This is a genomic window from Exiguobacterium sp. s161 (assembly GCF_018619045.1).
Lineage (GTDB): Bacteria > Bacillota > Bacilli > Exiguobacteriales > Exiguobacteriaceae > Exiguobacterium_A > Exiguobacterium_A indicum.
This window is the reverse complement of sequence record NZ_JACSNH010000001.1, coordinates 425,485-441,944: the sequence shown is the minus strand read 5'-3', so window position 1 is coordinate 441,944 and position 16,460 is coordinate 425,485. Positions and strand designations below refer to the sequence as shown.

Genomic DNA, 16,460 nt, shown 5'->3' with positions numbered 1-16,460 from the left:
CAGAGAAGACGGAGACTCCTGCGGGAATAGCGGAATAGGTAAGACCCCGCAGGAGCACACGCGACGAGGAGGCTTGCCTTCCGCCCGCAAAAAGCGACGTCTTGGACGAAAATCAATGAATATCTTCGCTTTGATTCTTTTTATTTTTCTTCTCTGTATACAAACGTCGAATCAAAGCCACAACGAACGCAATGATTGCCAGCGGCTCAAACAAATAAATCAATAGGAACGTGACATCGATGACGGCATCCTCCGGATTATAACGGATGATATAGAGCGCACCGGGTAAGATGGCAATCAGTCCGCCAATTCCGAGTGCCGTTCCCAAAATCAGACTCTGACGTGAAAATCGGCTCGTGATTTGATACAAACCGATGAATAGTATGAGTTCCGTAAAATAGATGAGGCGCAACGGGATGTCACCAATCGACGTATCAAGCCCTAAAAACAAAAACCGAAATAGCATGTCGATTCCCCCTTCCCTCTAGTTCTACCCCGAACAGCGTCCTCGTAATGCTTCATTTCCAGTTTCCCTGCATATCCTCGCTTCAATTAGGGAATAGCTAGAGAGTTACAGTCACATACAGAGAGTTGGGATCGGATGAAAGAAGAACACTCGATGAAGGTCGTCAGTTGTCTGAATGATTATTTCGAACGTCATCAGCAGCCCCTTCAGGTCGATCTCTTACGAGGTCTACCACCGATCGTGCTATTGTTGCGCGATGACGCGAAACGTGCCTTTCCGAAGGAAGCGAACTTGCACGATGAACTGTTACAAGACATCAAACGTTTGATTCAGGAATGTTTGGATCCCGATACACTACGCGAATTGGGAATCGATGTCGATCTCCCGGACTTTTTCGTGACCCGTGCACCGCTTCATTCTGCCCATCATTATCTCGTTACATTCATCGAAGACTGACTTCATGTTAAAAGCAGCTATTTCTTCTTTCACAAAACATGTGAAGCAAGAGATAACTGCTTTTTTTTTAGGGATAATAAAAATTAGGGATAATAAAAAACCGATAGCGCCAAAGCACTACCGGTTTTACTTCCCTTCACGTATGGTAAAGACGACTTAATTCTCAACCTCAAGAATCGCTTCGATTTCAGCTTCTACTTCTTTGTTGACCATTTGCGAACGTTTTTTACGTAATTCGAGATCCATCTCCTGATCGATGAACTGGTTTGTATGCTTATCGAAGCAATCAAAGCAGATCGGATAAAAATCTTTTGCTTCTTTGTTCAATGAGTTGAATTCCCACGTGTCGAGTTCCAAGTAACTGACTTGGTTGTTCGTTTCAGTTCCACAGATTTCACACTTCATCTTCATTCCCCCTTACGCGTCAATCTTCGCTTTTTCGAGTTGGCGCTCTTGACGTTCCTTGATACGCTTCAGACGTCCATGATACTTCATGATGTTCGCTTGAGATTGTTTCGCTTCGTCAGTTGTCGGTTCTAAATCGGCGATGCCCCAGAATTTGACGACGACGTCTAATACTTGGTCGAAGTATTGGAGTGGTCCATAGTTCGTATCAACAGCAATCGTCTTCATGCGTTCCGTGAAGTCAGGCATGACAGCACCTGGCATCGAGAAGTTGATGATGACGTCTTCGAAGAAAACGATGAAGTTCGGGTCAAGCTCTAGGTGTGCTTTGACCGTGTCACGATAGAACGCATAATGCAGTGCTTCGTCTTTCGCTAGACGACGGAGTAGCGTTGCTAAGTCTTTGTCGTGTGCCCCTGCGATTTTTGCGACGTTGTTGTAAAAGACGAGTGTCGCTAACTCTTGCAGTGACGTATATGCCATTGTCGCTAACGGGTTCGTGAAGTCTGGGAACCAGCCGTTCTCAACGACACGTCTTCTTAATTGATGAAGTCGCGTTGGATTGACGTTTCGCGTGACGAGTAAATACGTCTCGAGTAAGTTCGAGTGCTGATCTTCTTCTGCTGTCCATGTCCGAACGAAATCATTGATGACTTCCATCGAGTTTTTGAACGTATAGTCTAAGTGCGATGTGTACCACGGTAAGTTGACCTCTGTCAGTAATGCCGTCTCGATTGCGACGATGACACCTTCCGGAAGCGTGACTTGGCTTTCGTCCCAAGGAACGCGTTTGAACGACATCGCCTTATCCCACGGAATGAACTCGTGGTAGCTCCAGTCGATGTTGGCTGAACGCTCCTTGTGAAGTCGATATAACTCTTGAATGCGTGGTTCTAAACGGATATCTAAATCTGAATTTAACATGATCGTATCTCCTTTAGACGTATTTGTCATCTTCATCGAGCAAGATGTAATTAATGCCTATAACTATTTAATTTGCACTTATTTATGAGTATAACATTTTAGTCATCTACTAGGATGAATCAATTTTTTGACAGTTCAGTATAGTTTTGATGACAAAAGCGACTTTTTGGTTTGACATTGCTTGATATACAAAAACCTCCTATCCGTGTGTACGTATCACACGAATAGGAGGTTTTCCTTATAGCTTGTTCAAACGATCAACCTGAAATTACTTCTTGAGGTTGTAGAATGATTTGATTCCGTCGTAGACAGCAACGTCTGAAAGCATGTCTTCGATACGGAGAAGTTGGTTGTATTTCGCGATACGGTCTGTACGTGAAAGTGAACCAGTTTTGATTTGACCAGCGTTTGTCGCAACAGCGATGTCAGCGATCGTTGAATCTTCAGTTTCACCAGAACGGTGAGAAACGACAGCTGTGTAACCAGCTTTTTTAGCCATTTCGATTGCGTCGAATGTTTCAGTCAACGTACCGATTTGGTTAACTTTGATGAGGATCGAGTTAGCGATGCCTTTTTCGATACCTTCAGCAAGTTTCTCAGTGTTCGTTACGAACAAGTCATCCCCAACGAGTTGGACTTTGTGTCCGATACGATCTGTAAGAAGTTTGTGACCATCCCAGTCGTTTTCGTCACAGCCATCTTCGATTGAGATGATTGGGTATTTGTCAACGAGTTGTGCGTAGAATTCAACAAGCTCTTCTGTTGAGAGGACTTTGCCTTCGCCAGCGAGGTTGTATGTTCCAGCTGCTTTATCGTAGAACTCAGAAGAAGCGACGTCCATTGCAAGGTAAACATCTTCGCCTGCTTTGTAGCCAGCTTTTTCGATTGCTTCAAGGATAACTGTGATTGCTTCTTCGTTTGATTTCAAGTTTGGAGCGAATCCACCCTCGTCACCAACTGCTGTGTTAAGACCCATTCCGCTAAGAACTGATTTCAACGCGTGGAAGATTTCAGCACCCATACGAAGTGCTTCTTTGAATGTTGGAGCACCGACAGGCATGATCATGAACTCTTGGAAGTCCACGTTGTTGTCTGCGTGTGATCCACCGTTGATGATGTTCATCATTGGTGTTGGTAATGTTTTCGCGTTGAATCCACCGAGGTATGTGTAAAGTGGAAGACCAAGCTCATCAGCAGCAGCACGTGCAGCAGCCATAGAAACACCAAGGATTGCGTTAGCGCCGAAGTTACCTTTGTTTTTCGTACCGTCGAGATCGATCATCTTTTTGTCGATTCCAGCTTGGTCGAAGACATCGTAACCGATGATTTCTGGTGCGATTTTTTCGTTGACGTTGTCAACAGCTTTCAAAACACCTTTTCCGAGGTAACGTGCTTTGTCGCCATCACGGAGTTCGACTGCTTCGTGCTCACCAGTTGATGCACCTGATGGTACGAGTGCGCGACCGAAACCGCCATCTTCTGTATAAACTTCTACTTCTACTGTTGGGTTACCGCGTGAATCAAGAATCTCGCGTGCGTAAATCTCTGTAATCATTGACATTTAAATTCGCTCCTTTTGTGTGTAAGAAATATGTGGTGTAGCTACTTCGATCGACGGGATTATTTCTTCAATACGATCGATTTACCAGTCATTTCTGCTGGCTGGTCCGCTCCGAGGAGATCAAGGACCGTTGGTGCGAGGTCAGCGAGTGCACCTGTGAGTGGTTCAAGGAGTTCAACGTCCTCGACCGTCACGATACATGGAACGGGTTCTGTCGTATGCGCCGTCATCTTACTGCCGTCCGCATTGAGGACTTTATCCGCGTTCCCGTGGTCAGCCGTGATGACTGCCGCGCCGCCTTTGCTGAGAATCAAGTCAACGACTTTCCCAAGACACTCATCGACAGCTTCGATCGCCTTTTTCGTCGGCTCGAGCATACCCGAGTGACCGACCATATCCGGGTTAGCGAAGTTGAGGATGATCGCGTCGTGTTTGTCCGAGTTGATTGCGTCGACGAGGGCATCTGTGACTTCATAGACGCTCATCTCCGGTTTCAAGTCGTATGTCGCGACTTTTGGTGAAGGGATCAAGATCCGATCTTCCCCTTCGTATGGTTCTTCACGTTGTCCGTTGAAGAAGAACGTGACGTGCGGATACTTTTCCGTTTCCGCGATGCGTAGCTGTTTGAGACCTTGTTTTGACAATGTCTCACCCAGCGTGTTCTTGATGTCTTCAGGCGGGAAGACGATGTCCGTATCAATCGCATCCGAGTACTTCGTCATTGAGACGAGTAGCAGGTTCTTCGGTGCGTTGTCCGGAATTTCGAAACCGTCGAAGCCACCTTTTTCTTTGTAGACCTTCGAAAGCTGAATCGCACGGTCAGGACGATAGTTGAAGAACACGATCGCATCGTTATCGTGGATCGGTGCGACTGGCGTACCGTCTTCCTGCACGACAACAGTTGGTTCGATGAACTCATCCGTTACGTCTTGTTTGTACGAAGCTTCAACCATGCCGATTGGATCCTTCGTCGTTGGACCTTCACCGAACGTGATGACGTCATAGACTTTCTTGACGCGCTCCCAACGGTTATCGCGATCCATCGCATAGTAGCGACCAGAGATACTCGCGAATTGTCCAACATTCAATTCATCCATCTTCGCTTGCGCGTCACGGAGGAAACCAGCGCCCGATTGTGGGTCGCAGTCACGACCGTCCGTGAAAGCATGGAGGTAGACTTTTTCGATTTCGTGAAGTTTCGCGAATTCGAGCACCGCATATAAGTGGTTGATGTGACTGTGGATTCCACCGTCAGAGACCAAACCGAAGATATGAAGCGCTGAACCGTATTTCTTCACGTGACCTGCCGCATCGTTCATCGCTTGACGCGAGAAGAACGAGCGATCCTTGATTGCGTTGTTGATTCGGGATAGCGATTGATAGACGACGCGACCTGCACCGATGTTGAGGTGACCCACTTCTGAGTTCCCCATTTGACCTTCAGGCAAACCGACGTATTCGCCTTTCGCATTCAACAACGTATGCGGGTATTGACCCCAGTAACGGTCGAAGTTCGGTTTGTTTGCCGCCGTAACGGCATTTCCGAACTCCTCGTCACGCATACCAAAACCATCAAGGATGATCAGTGCGACTGGACGTTTTTTCATTTAAATCGCCTCCAACAGTTTGAGGAACGATCCTGTCTCAAGACTTGCACCGCCGACGAGCGCGCCGTCGATGTCTGGTTGAGCCATATATTCTTTGATGTTTTCCGGTTTGACGCTACCACCGTATTGGATGCGGACAGCTTCTGCTGCTTCAGCACCAAATTCAGCTGCAACGACGTCACGGACGAATTTACAAGAATCTTGTGCATCTTGTTCTGTCGCTGATTTACCTGTTCCGATTGCCCAGACAGGCTCGTATGCGACGACGAGATTTTTCACTTGGTCGACAGTAAGACCTTTGAGGCTGTTTGCTGTCTGTTCGCGGATGACGTCTTCGAACTTGCCGCCTTCACGTTCTTCCAGTGTTTCACCTACACAAACGATTGGAACGAGACCGTGCTCGAACGCTTTTTTCGCTTTGCTGTTGATGAACGCATCTGTTTCGCCGAAGTACTCACGACGCTCAGAGTGACCAAGGATGACGTAAGTCACGTCGAGTTCTTTGAGCATGAGCGGGCTGATTTCACCAGTGAACGCACCGCTCTCTTTGTCGTACATGTTTTGAGCACCGATCTTAAGATCCGTACCAGCTGCTGCTTCTGTCAAGTGTGCCAAGAATACTGCTGGCGCACAGACGGCTGCGTCGACTGTCGTCGAAGCAGGTACAGCTCCTTTGACTTCCTCAACGAATGCGACTGCATCCTTGAGCGTCAGATTCATCTTCCAGTTACCTGCGATAATTGGTTTACGCATTGAGAAACACTCCCTTGTGAACTTAGATTACTTGTCGTTTAGCGCTTCGACACCAGGAAGAGCTTTCCCTTCCATGAATTCGAGACTTGCTCCACCACCTGTAGAGATGTGGCTCATTTTGTCAGCAAGACCGAATTTCTCTGCCGCAGCAGCTGAGTCGCCACCGCCGATGATTGAGTACGCATCGCTGTCCGCAAGAGCTTGCGCGACACCTTTTGTACCGTTTGCGTATTTATCGAGTTCGAATACGCCCATCGGTCCGTTCCAGACGACGAGTTTCGAGTTCTTGATTGCCTCTGCATAGAGTTCAACCGTTTTTGGACCGATATCAAGTGACATGTGATCGGCTGGGATCTCTGTGATGTCACGTGGTCCGACATATGTTTCTTCTCCGAATTCCTTCGTGATGACGCAGTCGATTGGCATGAGGAACTTAACGCCTTTTTCTTCTGCTTTCTTCATGAATTCCTTCGCTTGGTCGATTTTATCGACCTCAAGAAGTGAAGTACCGACTTCGATACCACGAGCTGTGAGGAACGTGTACGATAAACCGCCACCGATGATCAACGTATCGACGATGTCGAGTAAGTGATCGATGACACCGATTTTGTCCGCTACTTTCGAACCACCGATGATTGCCGTGAACGGGCGATCTGGGTTAGAAAGAGCTTTACCGAGAACTTGAAGTTCTTTTTCGATGAGAAGACCGGCAACTGCTGTGTCGACATGGTGTGCGATACCTTCTGTCGATGCGTGTGCACGGTGTGCTGCGCCGAACGCGTCGTTGACGAAGACGTCAGCGAGTTTCGCGAATCCTTTAGCGAGCTCTTCGTCATTTTTCGTTTCACCAGGGTAGAAGCGAACGTTCTCTAAGACGACGACATCGCCGTTTTCGAGTTTGCTGACTGCTTCTTCTGCAACTGGACCGTATGCTTCTTCAACGAGCTTGATGTCTTTACCAAGCAATTCGCTGAGGCGTGCTACGACTGGTGCAAGTGAGAACTCAGGGTTCTTTTCGCCTTTTGGACGACCCATGTGGCTAGCGAGAATGACTTTTGCTCCACCGTCGATCAAGTGTTTGATCGTTGGGAGTGCAGCACGGATCCGTGTGTCATCCGTGATTTTACCGTCTTCCAACGGTACGTTGAAATCCACGCGTGTAAATACGCGTTTTCCTTGTACATCGATGTCGCGAATCGATTTCTTATTCATACATTCGTCCTCCGTCTCTTACGTATAGTGAGGGGCGAATGCCCCTCCCGCTTTTTTCCGCAATAAGAGCGGAGACTGATATCGTTTCCGCTCTTATTCAATTGCTATTTAATTGCTCGAATTACTTAGCGATTTCTGCGAAGTGTTTGAGTGTACGAACGAGTTGGCTAGTGTAAGACATTTCGTTGTCATACCAAGCAACTGTTTTAACGAGTTGTTTGTCGCCGACTGTCATGACTTTAGTTTGTGTTGCATCGAAGAGTGATCCGTAAGAGATACCAACGATGTCAGAAGAAACGATTTCGTCTTCAGTGTAACCGTAAGACTCGTTAGCAGCTGCTTTCATTGCTGCGTTGACTTCTTCTACAGAAACTTTTTTGTCGAGTACAGTTACGAGCTCAGTGAGTGAACCTGTAGCGACTGGTACACGTTGTGCAGATCCATCAAGTTTACCTTGAAGTTCTGGAAGAACGAGACCGATTGCTTTTGCAGCACCAGTTGAGTTTGGAACGATGTTTGCTGCTGCCGCACGTGCACGACGGAAGTCACCTTTAGGGTGTGGAGCGTCGAGTGTGTTTTGGTCACCAGTGTAAGCGTGGATCGTAGTCATGAGACCTTCAACGATTCCGAACTGATCTTGGAGAACTTTAGCCATTGGCGCGAGACAGTTTGTAGTACAAGAAGCACCAGAGATAACTGTTTCAGTTCCGTCAAGGATTTCGTGGTTCGTGTTGAAGACGACTGTTTTCATGTCGCCAGTTGCAGGTGCAGAGATAACGACTTTTTTAGCGCCAGCTTTTAAGTGAAGCTCAGCTTTTTCTTTGTCTGTGAAGAAACCAGTACATTCGAGAACGATGTCAACACCGAGCTCGCCCCATGGGAGTTCTTCTGGGTTGCGGTTAGCAAGTGTTTTGATTTCTTTACCGTTGACGAGGAAGTAACCGTCGTGTACTTCAACTTCGCCGTCGAAACGACCTTGAGTCGTATCATATTTGAGAAGGTGCGCAAGCATTTTAGTGTCTGTAAGGTCGTTGATCGCGACTACTTCGATTCCATCGAATTGAAGAATTTGACGAAGTGCCAAACGTCCGATACGTCCAAATCCGTTAATACCAACTTTTACTGCCATGATAATTTTCCTCCTTTTAATGTAAAGCGAGTTATCTATTATTCAAAAGGGGGTTACCCTTTCAAAATCGAAGCTGCTGCGCCTTCATCCGTAATCAGGATGATGTCTGGCGACTGTTTGACATAGGCGTTGATCGCTTCTGCCTTCGAATGACCACCTGCGACGACGATGACGTGTTCGACTTGCTTCAAGTCAGCCAGTTGAAGACCAACCGTCTTGACCCGGTGCACGATGTTCCCGTTTCGGTCGAAGTAATATCCGAATGCTTCCGCTACTGCCTGTTCATGTTCCAGTCGGGTCAGGAGATCCGCAGACGCACGACGACGTTTTGCCATCGTTTTCGCCTCACCAATTCCATGTACCACGATTGAAGCACCTTTAATCATTTGAAGCACATTTTTTATGCTCGGCTCTTCAATCATCTTGACGAACGTCTCTGTGCTGACCATGTCTGGGATGTGAAGCAGATGATAATCACTTTGAGCGCGTGACGCCATCCGTGAGCATACTGTGTTCGCTTGTAGTTCGAGCGTTTCTCCTAATCCTCCGCGTGCCGGAACGAACGTCATTGGACGGTGTTCCTTATCTGGCGACATCATCGCCGCGACGGAAGCCATCGTCGTACCGCCTGTGACAGCGATCGTATTGTGATGGTCTGAAGAAAGCTCTCGTTTGAGTCGTGCGACGGTCGCCCGCCCCATGTCTCGTTGTACCCAGAAGGTCTCATCGGAATCACCCGGTACGATGACGACGTCCCGTACTCCGAGTCTCTCTTTCAAGGCTTTCGCCATGTCTGAGATCCCTGCGAGTTCTCCCATGATGCTGTGCATGCTGCGAAGAACGTTTCGTCCTTCATCCGTCAAGGACATCCCTTGCGTCGCGACCTCTAGGAGGTCTTGTTGCTTCAAAAAGTCGACTTCCCGTCGTAAGACGCGTTCCGTCAAGCCAAGGCTTGTCGCAAGCGTACGTCGTCCGATCGGTTGCATCAGTCGTACGTAATGAAGGATGTCGTAGCGTGTCTGCATTTCTTCGATCAGATCAGGCACGATTCGTTTTTGGATCTGGACTAACTGCCGAATCATGTATTTCCCTCTCCTCTCAAGTAGCTGGACGCTTTCTGTCCCGCATGTCATAACGTGTCCCACTTGGTACACCGTTATCATAACAGTCCATTTCTCGCCTTGCAAGTCTCGTTTCTCAAGTTTTTTGAAGTAAGCGGTTTCTTATCGTTTCCGTCTCGAATTTGCCATAACTCCAGATTTCCTCATCATGCATGACGACCGGAATCTCGTATAAGAACCGTAGACTGAGCGCTTCATCCTGATCAATGTTGACTTCCTCGAACGTCCATTCCGGAAACTCATCGAGTACGAAGTCGAGTAAGATGGCGGCCTCTTCACATAGCGTACATCCCGGACGTGAATACAGTGTTAAGTGTCTGTGTCGTTTTAATCCCATTCTGATTGCGCCTTCCTTTGCTGCATCGTTTTTTTCGTTAAACCAAGCGCTGCCCGGTACTTCGCGACCGTCCGTCGCGCGACTGTCAGACCGTCTGCTTGCAGGCGATCCGTCAATTGCTGATCACTTAACGGACGATCGCTGTGTTGAATGTATTCGGCGATCCGCCGTTTAATCAAAAAACTCGAATCTCCGGTTGTCGTCCGTGAGACGAACAAGTCTTCTAAAGCAACGAGACCATGGACCGTCTCGACATACTTCGCAGCAATCGCTCGACCAATCGTTGACGGATGATGCCCCGTCGCCTCAGCGACTTGTTTTTTCGTCAATGGCTCAAGATGCAGTTCTCCTTTGAACCAGCGTTCTTGTCGCTCAAGCAAAACTGAGAGGATGGCATGCATCGTGACACGGCGTCGTTCGTACGCGCGCAAAAAAGGCGTTGCCTCTTTTAGTTCGAGCCACGTCTGATCCGTATCGAGTGTCATCCAATCGATCTGAAGTTTTCCATCTAACAGGTGAATCCGTGCTTCTGCCATGACCAGTCGTTCTTCTTTAGGAAGATCCGGTGTCCGGCTCAGGCGTGTCAATCGTTTTCGCAACCGCGCTCGATCCGCCTCACTGTACTGAGCGAATACCTGACTCGCCGGTTCATGTCGCAACCGATCCGTTAGTCCGATCAATTCCGTGTCGTCTAGCTCGATTGCCTGTAACCATTGGCACTCGCGCTCCGAGCGGGCAGCGATGCCGACCGGTTGACATTCTTGTAAGAGTGTCCGTGCTTCTGTAATCGTTGCGACATCGGTCGAGAAGGATGCAGCGAGCTGCTCGTCCGACGTCCGTAATAAACCGTCCGCTTCTAAATACACGATGAGTTGTTCCGCCATATATCCTATTTCCTGTCTGACTGATTCTAAACGTATTTGTGCAAGAAGCTCGTCTTCATAGGATGCCATATTACCTGCCATCTGCTCGACCTCTAGCGAAACCTGATTCGGGTAATGACGATGCAACCGTCGTTTCAACCGTCGCCATTCCTCCTCGAGCTCTGCCGCCGGTTGCTCAAGCACATGTAATTGATACTGTTGTGACGCCGATAACGTCATCTGTTGCGTCTGTTCCTGGCGTTGATCCATCGATTCCCCTCCCTCACTTCTTATTATAGAAGAAACGTTTTAAGAAACGTGCTCTGAACCCCTTTTGAGTCGCCGGAGAAAAGAAAAGTCCTGCTTCCCTATTGCTTTTCTGAAAAAATGTCGCTATACTATTAATTGTTCAGTACATCAGATGCACCCGTAGCTCAGGGGATAGAGCACTGGTTTCCGGTACCAGGTGTCGGGAGTTCGAATCTCTCCGGGTGTACCATTTATTCAACTACAAGGCAATGCCAGCAATGGCGTTGCCTTTTTTCTATATTGATATGTTTCATTTGCCTTTGTAATGGAAAAATACCTAAAAGTCGCATCGTATCTTTTGACCAATATTGACCAAAGGATTATGATAAGGATAAGTCGAATAGGAAGCTACATACCAACTATAAGGAGGCAAAGACTATGTTAATTCCAACAGTCATCGAACAAACAAACCGCGGGGAACGTGCTTACGATATCTACTCACGTTTGCTAAAAGACCGCATCATTCTTCTCGGGAGCGCGATTGACGACAACGTCGCCAACTCAGTCGTTGCCCAACTTCTGTTCTTAGCAGCAGAAGATCCAGATAAAGAAATCTCGCTTTACATCAACAGCCCAGGTGGTTCGATCACTGCCGGTATGGCGATTTACGATACAATGAACTTCATCAAGCCACAAGTCTCAACGATTTGTATCGGTATGGCAGCATCCATGGGTGCATTTTTGCTCCAAGCTGGCGCAAAAGGAAAACGTTTCGCGTTACCAAACGCTGAAATCATGATCCACCAACCACTCGGTGGTACACAAGGTCAAGCATCGGATATCAAAATCCATGCGGAACGTATCATCAAAATGCGTGAACACCTCAACAAAATCATGGCTGAAAACACAGGACAACCACTTGAAGTCATCGAACGCGATACAGAGCGTGACAACTTCATGTCAGCACAAGCTGCTGCTGACTACGGTCTCATCGACCGCGTCATGGAACGTGCATAAGTCACCCAGAGTGTCTCCTTCGGGAGGCACTTTTTTTGTATCTGCAGGAAAGCGAACTCTTCTCTATTCATCTGTATACAACAAAAAACCTCCCGTTCCTTGTAGAACGAGAGGTCGATGATCAGTCGATCAAGTCTGTGATATCTGAAACGATGTCGTGGTTTTCACGAATCAGCGAGTAGATTGCGTTCGCATGTGGCGAAAGCTCTTCTTCTGCTTGTAATTGTTTCAGGAATAAAGATGTTGCGAACGCAACGAGTGTGCTTTTCGGTACACCGATTGATTTTGCTTTTTTCGTTAATACTTCGTCAAACTTCGCGTCTACAGTGAGCGAAATACGTTTCTTTTCGTTAGCCATTTCAAAAACTCCTTAATTCGAACATTTAGTTGCATCGACTATATATTATAGTAGACTATGGTTCATCTCGCAAGCGACCCTCTTATAAGGCCCCTGTCATCGACTCTCCATTCCGTACTTTTTCAGCGATTTGATCAATCTTCCGCAACCGGTGATTGATTCCTGATTTTGAGATGGAGCCGCTTTCGACCATCTCCCCGAGCTCTTGTAACGTCACGTCTTGATGTGTCACGCGCAAGATCGCGATCTCCTTCAGCTTATCCGGTAAGACGTCAAGACCGACCGTCCGCTCAAGGAACTTGATGTTCTCGACTTGGCGTAATGCCGCACCGACCGTCTTGTTGAGGTTCGCTGTCTCACAGTTGACGAGACGGTTGACCGAGTTACGCATGTCTTTTAAGATCCGTACGTCCTCGAACCGTAGCATCGATTGTGTCGCATCGACGAGTTTAAGGAAATCGGAAATCTTCTCGCTCTCCTTGATGTAGAGGATGTGTCCCTTTTTCCGTTCAATCGCCTTCGCGTTCAAATCAAAGACGTTCGATAGACCACGGAGCGCTGCATTATGTTCCTCATATAAGCTAAAAATCTCTAAGTGATACGACGACGTCGCCGGATTGTTGAGCGAACCACCGGCGAGGAACGCTCCTCGTAAATACGCGCGTGCCTTCCGTTCATCGTTTAAGATCGTATCACTGATCGAACGAATCATCGTGAATCCTTCTCCAAGGATTCCGAGGTCTTGCAAAATCTTGTCCGCCTGTTGCTTAACACGGACGATGTAGACATTATTCTTTTTCAGACGCATTTTCTTCCGCACGAGCAGATCGAGATGGACTCCGTATGCTTTTTTCAACAGCGAATAGATCCGGCGAGCAATCGAAGCATTCTCGGTCGAGATATCGAGTGTCAGACCACGTCCGAGACCGAACGAGATCGCACCGTTCATCCGTGCGAGCGCCGCGAGTTCCGCCTTCATCTCATGATCGGTGATCGGAATCTGCGTTAATTCTTTTTTGACTTCTGAGGCAAAGCTCATGTCAGCTCCTCCTTCCCTTCGAGTTGACGCATTCGACGAATCGATAGTACTTTTCGCATGACGAGGCTAGCGACCGCATCTGAGTCATGGCGAATGAAATGATGATTGTAGTCGACAATATCATCTGCCAGCACTTCAACGCCTGCGAGCTCGAATTGTTTTTCATTATAGGTGACAATGTCGGCATGATCCTTTCGATACTTTTTCAAGTAACCGGCATCGATTGACTCATTATTGACGATGATCGTATCAACGACGCCTTGACCGAGAAAACGTTCGAGCGTCGATAAATGCTCATTGGCTGTAAATGCTGTCGTCTCGCCTGGTTGTGTCATGACGTTACAAATATAGACGACTGGCGCCAGTGATTGCTGAATTGCTTCCCGGATCTCATCAATCAAGACGTTCGGGATGATACTCGTATAAAGACTTCCTGGTCCAAGGACGATCACATCAGCATCGAGAATCGCTTGAATCGCTTCCGGTACCGGACGGACATCTTGTTCTTCAAGGAAAATCCGTTCAATCTTCTTACCGACCGTCGGAATCAGTGACTCGCCTTTGACGATCGTCCCGTCCTCGAATTCGGCACATAACGTGATTGTGCGCTCTGTCGCCGGATAGACTTTTCCTTCTGCGTTCAACAGTTGTCCCATGACACCGATCGCTTCGACGAACGAACCGTTACAGAGTTGTGTCGCTGCCGTCAGCATCAAGTTGCCGAGCGAATGCCCATGCAATCCTTCGCCGGTCTCAAACCGGTACTGCATGATCCGGTCCATCAAGGTTTCCGATTTCGACAAGGAGACGATGACATTGCGAATATCGCCCGGCGGCAACATATTGAATTCTGTCCGCAGACGACCAGAACTGCCACCGTCATCCGCGACCGTAACGATCGCTGTAATGTCGAGCGGGTAATGCTTCAGTCCACGAAGAAGCGTTGAGAGTCCTGTCCCGCCACCGATGGCGACGACTTTACGTTCCCATTTCATCACTTCTCCTCCTTCGCATGCACATAATCCCGGTGATTCGTCTCGATGTGATACTGCGTCGCGAATTCCTTGCTGATGGCTTCCGCAAACGTGATCGACCGGTGTTTCCCGCCTGTACAGCCGAGGGCGATCACGAGTTGCGACTTTCCTTCCCGCTCATATTGCGGAATCAAGAACTCGAGTAGATCAACGAGTTTTTTATAAAACAGCTTCGCTTCCGGCCACTGCATGACGTAGGACGCGACTTCCTCATCGAGTCCTGTCTTTGGACGCAGTTCCGGAATGTAGAACGGGTTCGGTAAGAACCGGAGGTCAAAGACAAGATCGGCATCAAGCGGCAATCCGTGTTTGAAGCCAAACGACATGACGTTGACTGTAAACGGAATCCGCTCTCCTGTCGTAAACTCTTTCAGCAAACGTTCTTTTAAGGCAAGTGGTTTAATGTCACTCGTATCGATCAGCATTTGTGCTTTATCACGGAATCCTTCAAGTAACGTCCGCTCACGTTCAATTCCGATCAGTGGTGAGTCAGTCGGTGCAAGCGGATGCGAACGACGCGATTCCTTATAACGGCGTACGAGAACATCGTTACGCGCATCGAGATAGAGCATCCGAGTCTGTAAGTTCGTCTTTTTCAAATCCTCATAAACGACAAAAAAACTATCAATGAAATCACGCGCACGTGTATCGATGGCAACGGCGATTTTAGGACGCACTTGTCCGATGACTTCGATGAGTTGTGGCAATAACGTCGGTGGTAGATTGTCAACGCAAAAATAGCCTAAATCCTCAAAGCTGTTCATTGCGACTGTCTTTCCAGCCCCACTCATACCCGTAATGATCACAAGTTGCGGTTGATTCTGTTCCATCTTTTCGCCCTCCAGACAACAGTTCCGTGTGTATTTTTCGCTTCTTTCTCAGTATATCATAAAAAAAGAGCCAGCCTCACTGAAGGTACCTTCAATGAAACTGGTTCGTTATTACGCGTGTGAGGATTCTTGTAATTCTTCAAGTAACGCTTCGATGAAGTGTTGCGCGTTTTGCGCGGCAATCGAACCATCGTTTGTCGCTGTAACAACTTGACGCAATGTTTTTTCACGAACGTCACCAGCAGCAAAGATGCCTTTGATGTTTGTTTCCATCGCTTCGTTCGTTACGACGTAGCCTTGGTCGTTTAAGATACCGAGATCTTGGACGTAGCCTGTGATTGGGTTCATCCCGATGTAGATGAAGACACCATCGATAGGATGCGTCGTCACGTCAGCTGTTTTTGTGTTGATCAGCTCGATACCGCCGACTTTCCCGTCTTGTTCGTTAATCTGTTTGACCGTATGGTTCCAGATGAAGTCGATTTTCGGGTTGTCGAACGCACGTTTTTGAAGGATTTTTTGAGCGCGGAGCTCGTCACGACGGTGAACGATCGTGACTTTTTTCGCGAAGCGTGTCAAGTAGACGCCTTCTTCAACCGCAGAGTCGCCTCCACCGATGACGAAGAGTTCTTTTTCTTTAAAGAACGCCCCATCACAGACGGCACAGTATGAGACACCGCGACCGCCGAGCTCTTCTTCACCCGGTACGCCGATTTTCTTATATTGTGCACCAGACGCGATGATGATCGCCCGTGCGTAGTAATCTTTGTTGTGTGCATGAATCGTTTTATACGCTTTACCGTCTTCAATGCTCCGAACGTCTCCGTACGCGTATTCTGCGCCGAATGCTTTCGAATGGTCAAACATTTTTTGCGAGAGATCTGGTCCGAGGATGCTATCGTATCCTGGATAGTTCTCGATATCTTCTGTGTTCGCCATCTGACCGCCCGGAATCCCGCGTTCGATCATCAATGTCGAAAGGTTCGCACGTGATGCATAAAGTGCGGCTGTCATCCCAGCAGGACCTGCCCCGATGATGATGACGTCATAAATTTTTTGTTCTGTTTCCGCCATGATTCCACCCCATTTATCGTAATCG

At 47.9% G+C, this 16,460-nt stretch carries 17 protein-coding genes, 1 tRNA gene and 1 pseudogene; 3 read left to right on the top strand and 16 right to left on the bottom strand.

Annotated features, from left to right (window positions below):
- Positions 1–112: 112 nt before the first annotated feature.
- Complete coding sequence (locus KNQ14_RS02055; protein ID WP_058264670.1) at positions 113–466, bottom strand: hypothetical protein; 354 nt, start codon at positions 464–466, stop codon at positions 113–115.
- A gap of 135 nt (positions 467–601) precedes the next feature.
- Here KNQ14_RS02055 and KNQ14_RS02050 point away from each other — a divergent pair, with 135 nt between their 5' ends.
- The gene (locus KNQ14_RS02050) at positions 602–922 is read left to right on the top strand and encodes a hypothetical protein (RefSeq protein WP_035409954.1); all 321 of its coding nucleotides are present in this window, start codon (positions 602–604) and stop codon (positions 920–922) included.
- A gap of 156 nt (positions 923–1,078) precedes the next feature.
- Here KNQ14_RS02050 and KNQ14_RS02045 read toward each other — a convergent pair whose 3' ends face one another.
- The 10 genes from KNQ14_RS02045 to KNQ14_RS02000 form a co-directional block, all read right to left on the bottom strand.
- The gene (locus KNQ14_RS02045; protein WP_230088506.1) at positions 1,079–1,327 is read right to left on the bottom strand and encodes a hypothetical protein; all 249 of its coding nucleotides are present in this window, start codon (positions 1,325–1,327) and stop codon (positions 1,079–1,081) included.
- Between the two features lie 12 nt (positions 1,328–1,339).
- Positions 1,340–2,251: an acyl-ACP desaturase gene (locus tag KNQ14_RS02040; protein ID WP_035396308.1), complete on the bottom strand. Its 912-nt coding sequence runs from the start codon at positions 2,249–2,251 to the stop codon at positions 1,340–1,342.
- A 268-nt stretch (positions 2,252–2,519) separates the two neighbouring features.
- The gene (gene eno / locus KNQ14_RS02035) at positions 2,520–3,812 is read right to left on the bottom strand and encodes a phosphopyruvate hydratase (protein WP_023469213.1); all 1,293 of its coding nucleotides are present in this window, start codon (positions 3,810–3,812) and stop codon (positions 2,520–2,522) included.
- A gap of 59 nt (positions 3,813–3,871) precedes the next feature.
- Positions 3,872–5,419: a 2,3-bisphosphoglycerate-independent phosphoglycerate mutase gene (gpmI, locus tag KNQ14_RS02030; protein ID WP_035396306.1), complete on the bottom strand. Its 1,548-nt coding sequence runs from the start codon at positions 5,417–5,419 to the stop codon at positions 3,872–3,874.
- Complete coding sequence (tpiA, locus tag KNQ14_RS02025; RefSeq protein WP_023469215.1) at positions 5,420–6,172, bottom strand: triose-phosphate isomerase; 753 nt, start codon at positions 6,170–6,172, stop codon at positions 5,420–5,422. It lies immediately after the preceding gene.
- Between the two features lie 27 nt (positions 6,173–6,199).
- Positions 6,200–7,384 (bottom strand): phosphoglycerate kinase, encoded by a 1,185-nt coding sequence (locus KNQ14_RS02020; RefSeq protein WP_035396304.1) that lies wholly within the window; start codon positions 7,382–7,384, stop codon positions 6,200–6,202.
- 121 nt (positions 7,385–7,505) lie between these two features.
- Complete coding sequence (gene gap / locus KNQ14_RS02015; RefSeq protein WP_023469217.1) at positions 7,506–8,513, bottom strand: type I glyceraldehyde-3-phosphate dehydrogenase; 1,008 nt, start codon at positions 8,511–8,513, stop codon at positions 7,506–7,508.
- Positions 8,514–8,566: 53 nt separating this feature from the next.
- Positions 8,567–9,595, bottom strand: coding sequence for a sugar-binding transcriptional regulator (locus tag KNQ14_RS02010; RefSeq protein WP_251138260.1), 1,029 nt, complete (start codon positions 9,593–9,595; stop codon positions 8,567–8,569).
- 115 nt (positions 9,596–9,710) lie between these two features.
- On the bottom strand, positions 9,711–9,971 hold the full coding sequence (locus KNQ14_RS02005) for a glutaredoxin family protein (protein WP_023469219.1): 261 nt from the start codon (positions 9,969–9,971) through the stop codon (positions 9,711–9,713).
- The gene (locus KNQ14_RS02000) at positions 9,962–11,104 is read right to left on the bottom strand and encodes an RNA polymerase factor sigma-54 (RefSeq protein ID WP_214859452.1); all 1,143 of its coding nucleotides are present in this window, start codon (positions 11,102–11,104) and stop codon (positions 9,962–9,964) included. The genes KNQ14_RS02005 and KNQ14_RS02000 overlap by 10 nt, the downstream gene beginning before the upstream one ends.
- A gap of 153 nt (positions 11,105–11,257) precedes the next feature.
- Between KNQ14_RS02000 and KNQ14_RS01995 the strand changes: the two genes are divergently transcribed.
- Together KNQ14_RS01995 and clpP are read left to right on the top strand one after the other, a co-directional pair.
- Positions 11,258–11,333: transfer RNA gene (locus KNQ14_RS01995), tRNA-Arg, on the top strand.
- A 182-nt stretch (positions 11,334–11,515) separates the two neighbouring features.
- Positions 11,516–12,100 (top strand): annotated as a pseudogene (gene clpP / locus KNQ14_RS01990) (ATP-dependent Clp endopeptidase proteolytic subunit ClpP); the annotation flags it as partial.
- Positions 12,101–12,221: 121 nt separating this feature from the next.
- Here clpP and KNQ14_RS01985 read toward each other — a convergent pair.
- The 5 genes from KNQ14_RS01985 to trxB form a co-directional block, all read right to left on the bottom strand.
- Entirely contained in the window at positions 12,222–12,458 is a 237-nt protein-coding gene (locus KNQ14_RS01985) for a hypothetical protein (RefSeq protein ID WP_023469221.1), read from the bottom strand.
- A gap of 82 nt (positions 12,459–12,540) precedes the next feature.
- Positions 12,541–13,497, bottom strand: coding sequence for a DNA-binding protein WhiA (gene whiA, locus KNQ14_RS01980; protein ID WP_023469222.1), 957 nt, complete (start codon positions 13,495–13,497; stop codon positions 12,541–12,543).
- On the bottom strand, positions 13,494–14,492 hold the full coding sequence (locus tag KNQ14_RS01975; protein WP_214859450.1) for a gluconeogenesis factor YvcK family protein: 999 nt from the start codon (positions 14,490–14,492) through the stop codon (positions 13,494–13,496). Before KNQ14_RS01975 ends, whiA begins: the two co-directional genes overlap by 4 nt.
- Positions 14,492–15,361, bottom strand: coding sequence for an RNase adapter RapZ (rapZ, locus tag KNQ14_RS01970; RefSeq protein WP_055968920.1), 870 nt, complete (start codon positions 15,359–15,361; stop codon positions 14,492–14,494). Before rapZ ends, KNQ14_RS01975 begins: the two co-directional genes overlap by 1 nt.
- Positions 15,362–15,472: 111 nt before the next feature.
- A complete protein-coding gene (gene trxB, locus KNQ14_RS01965) occupies positions 15,473–16,435 on the bottom strand; it encodes a thioredoxin-disulfide reductase (RefSeq protein ID WP_023469225.1) in 963 nt (320 codons plus the stop codon).
- Between the last annotated feature and the right edge of the window lie 25 nt (positions 16,436–16,460).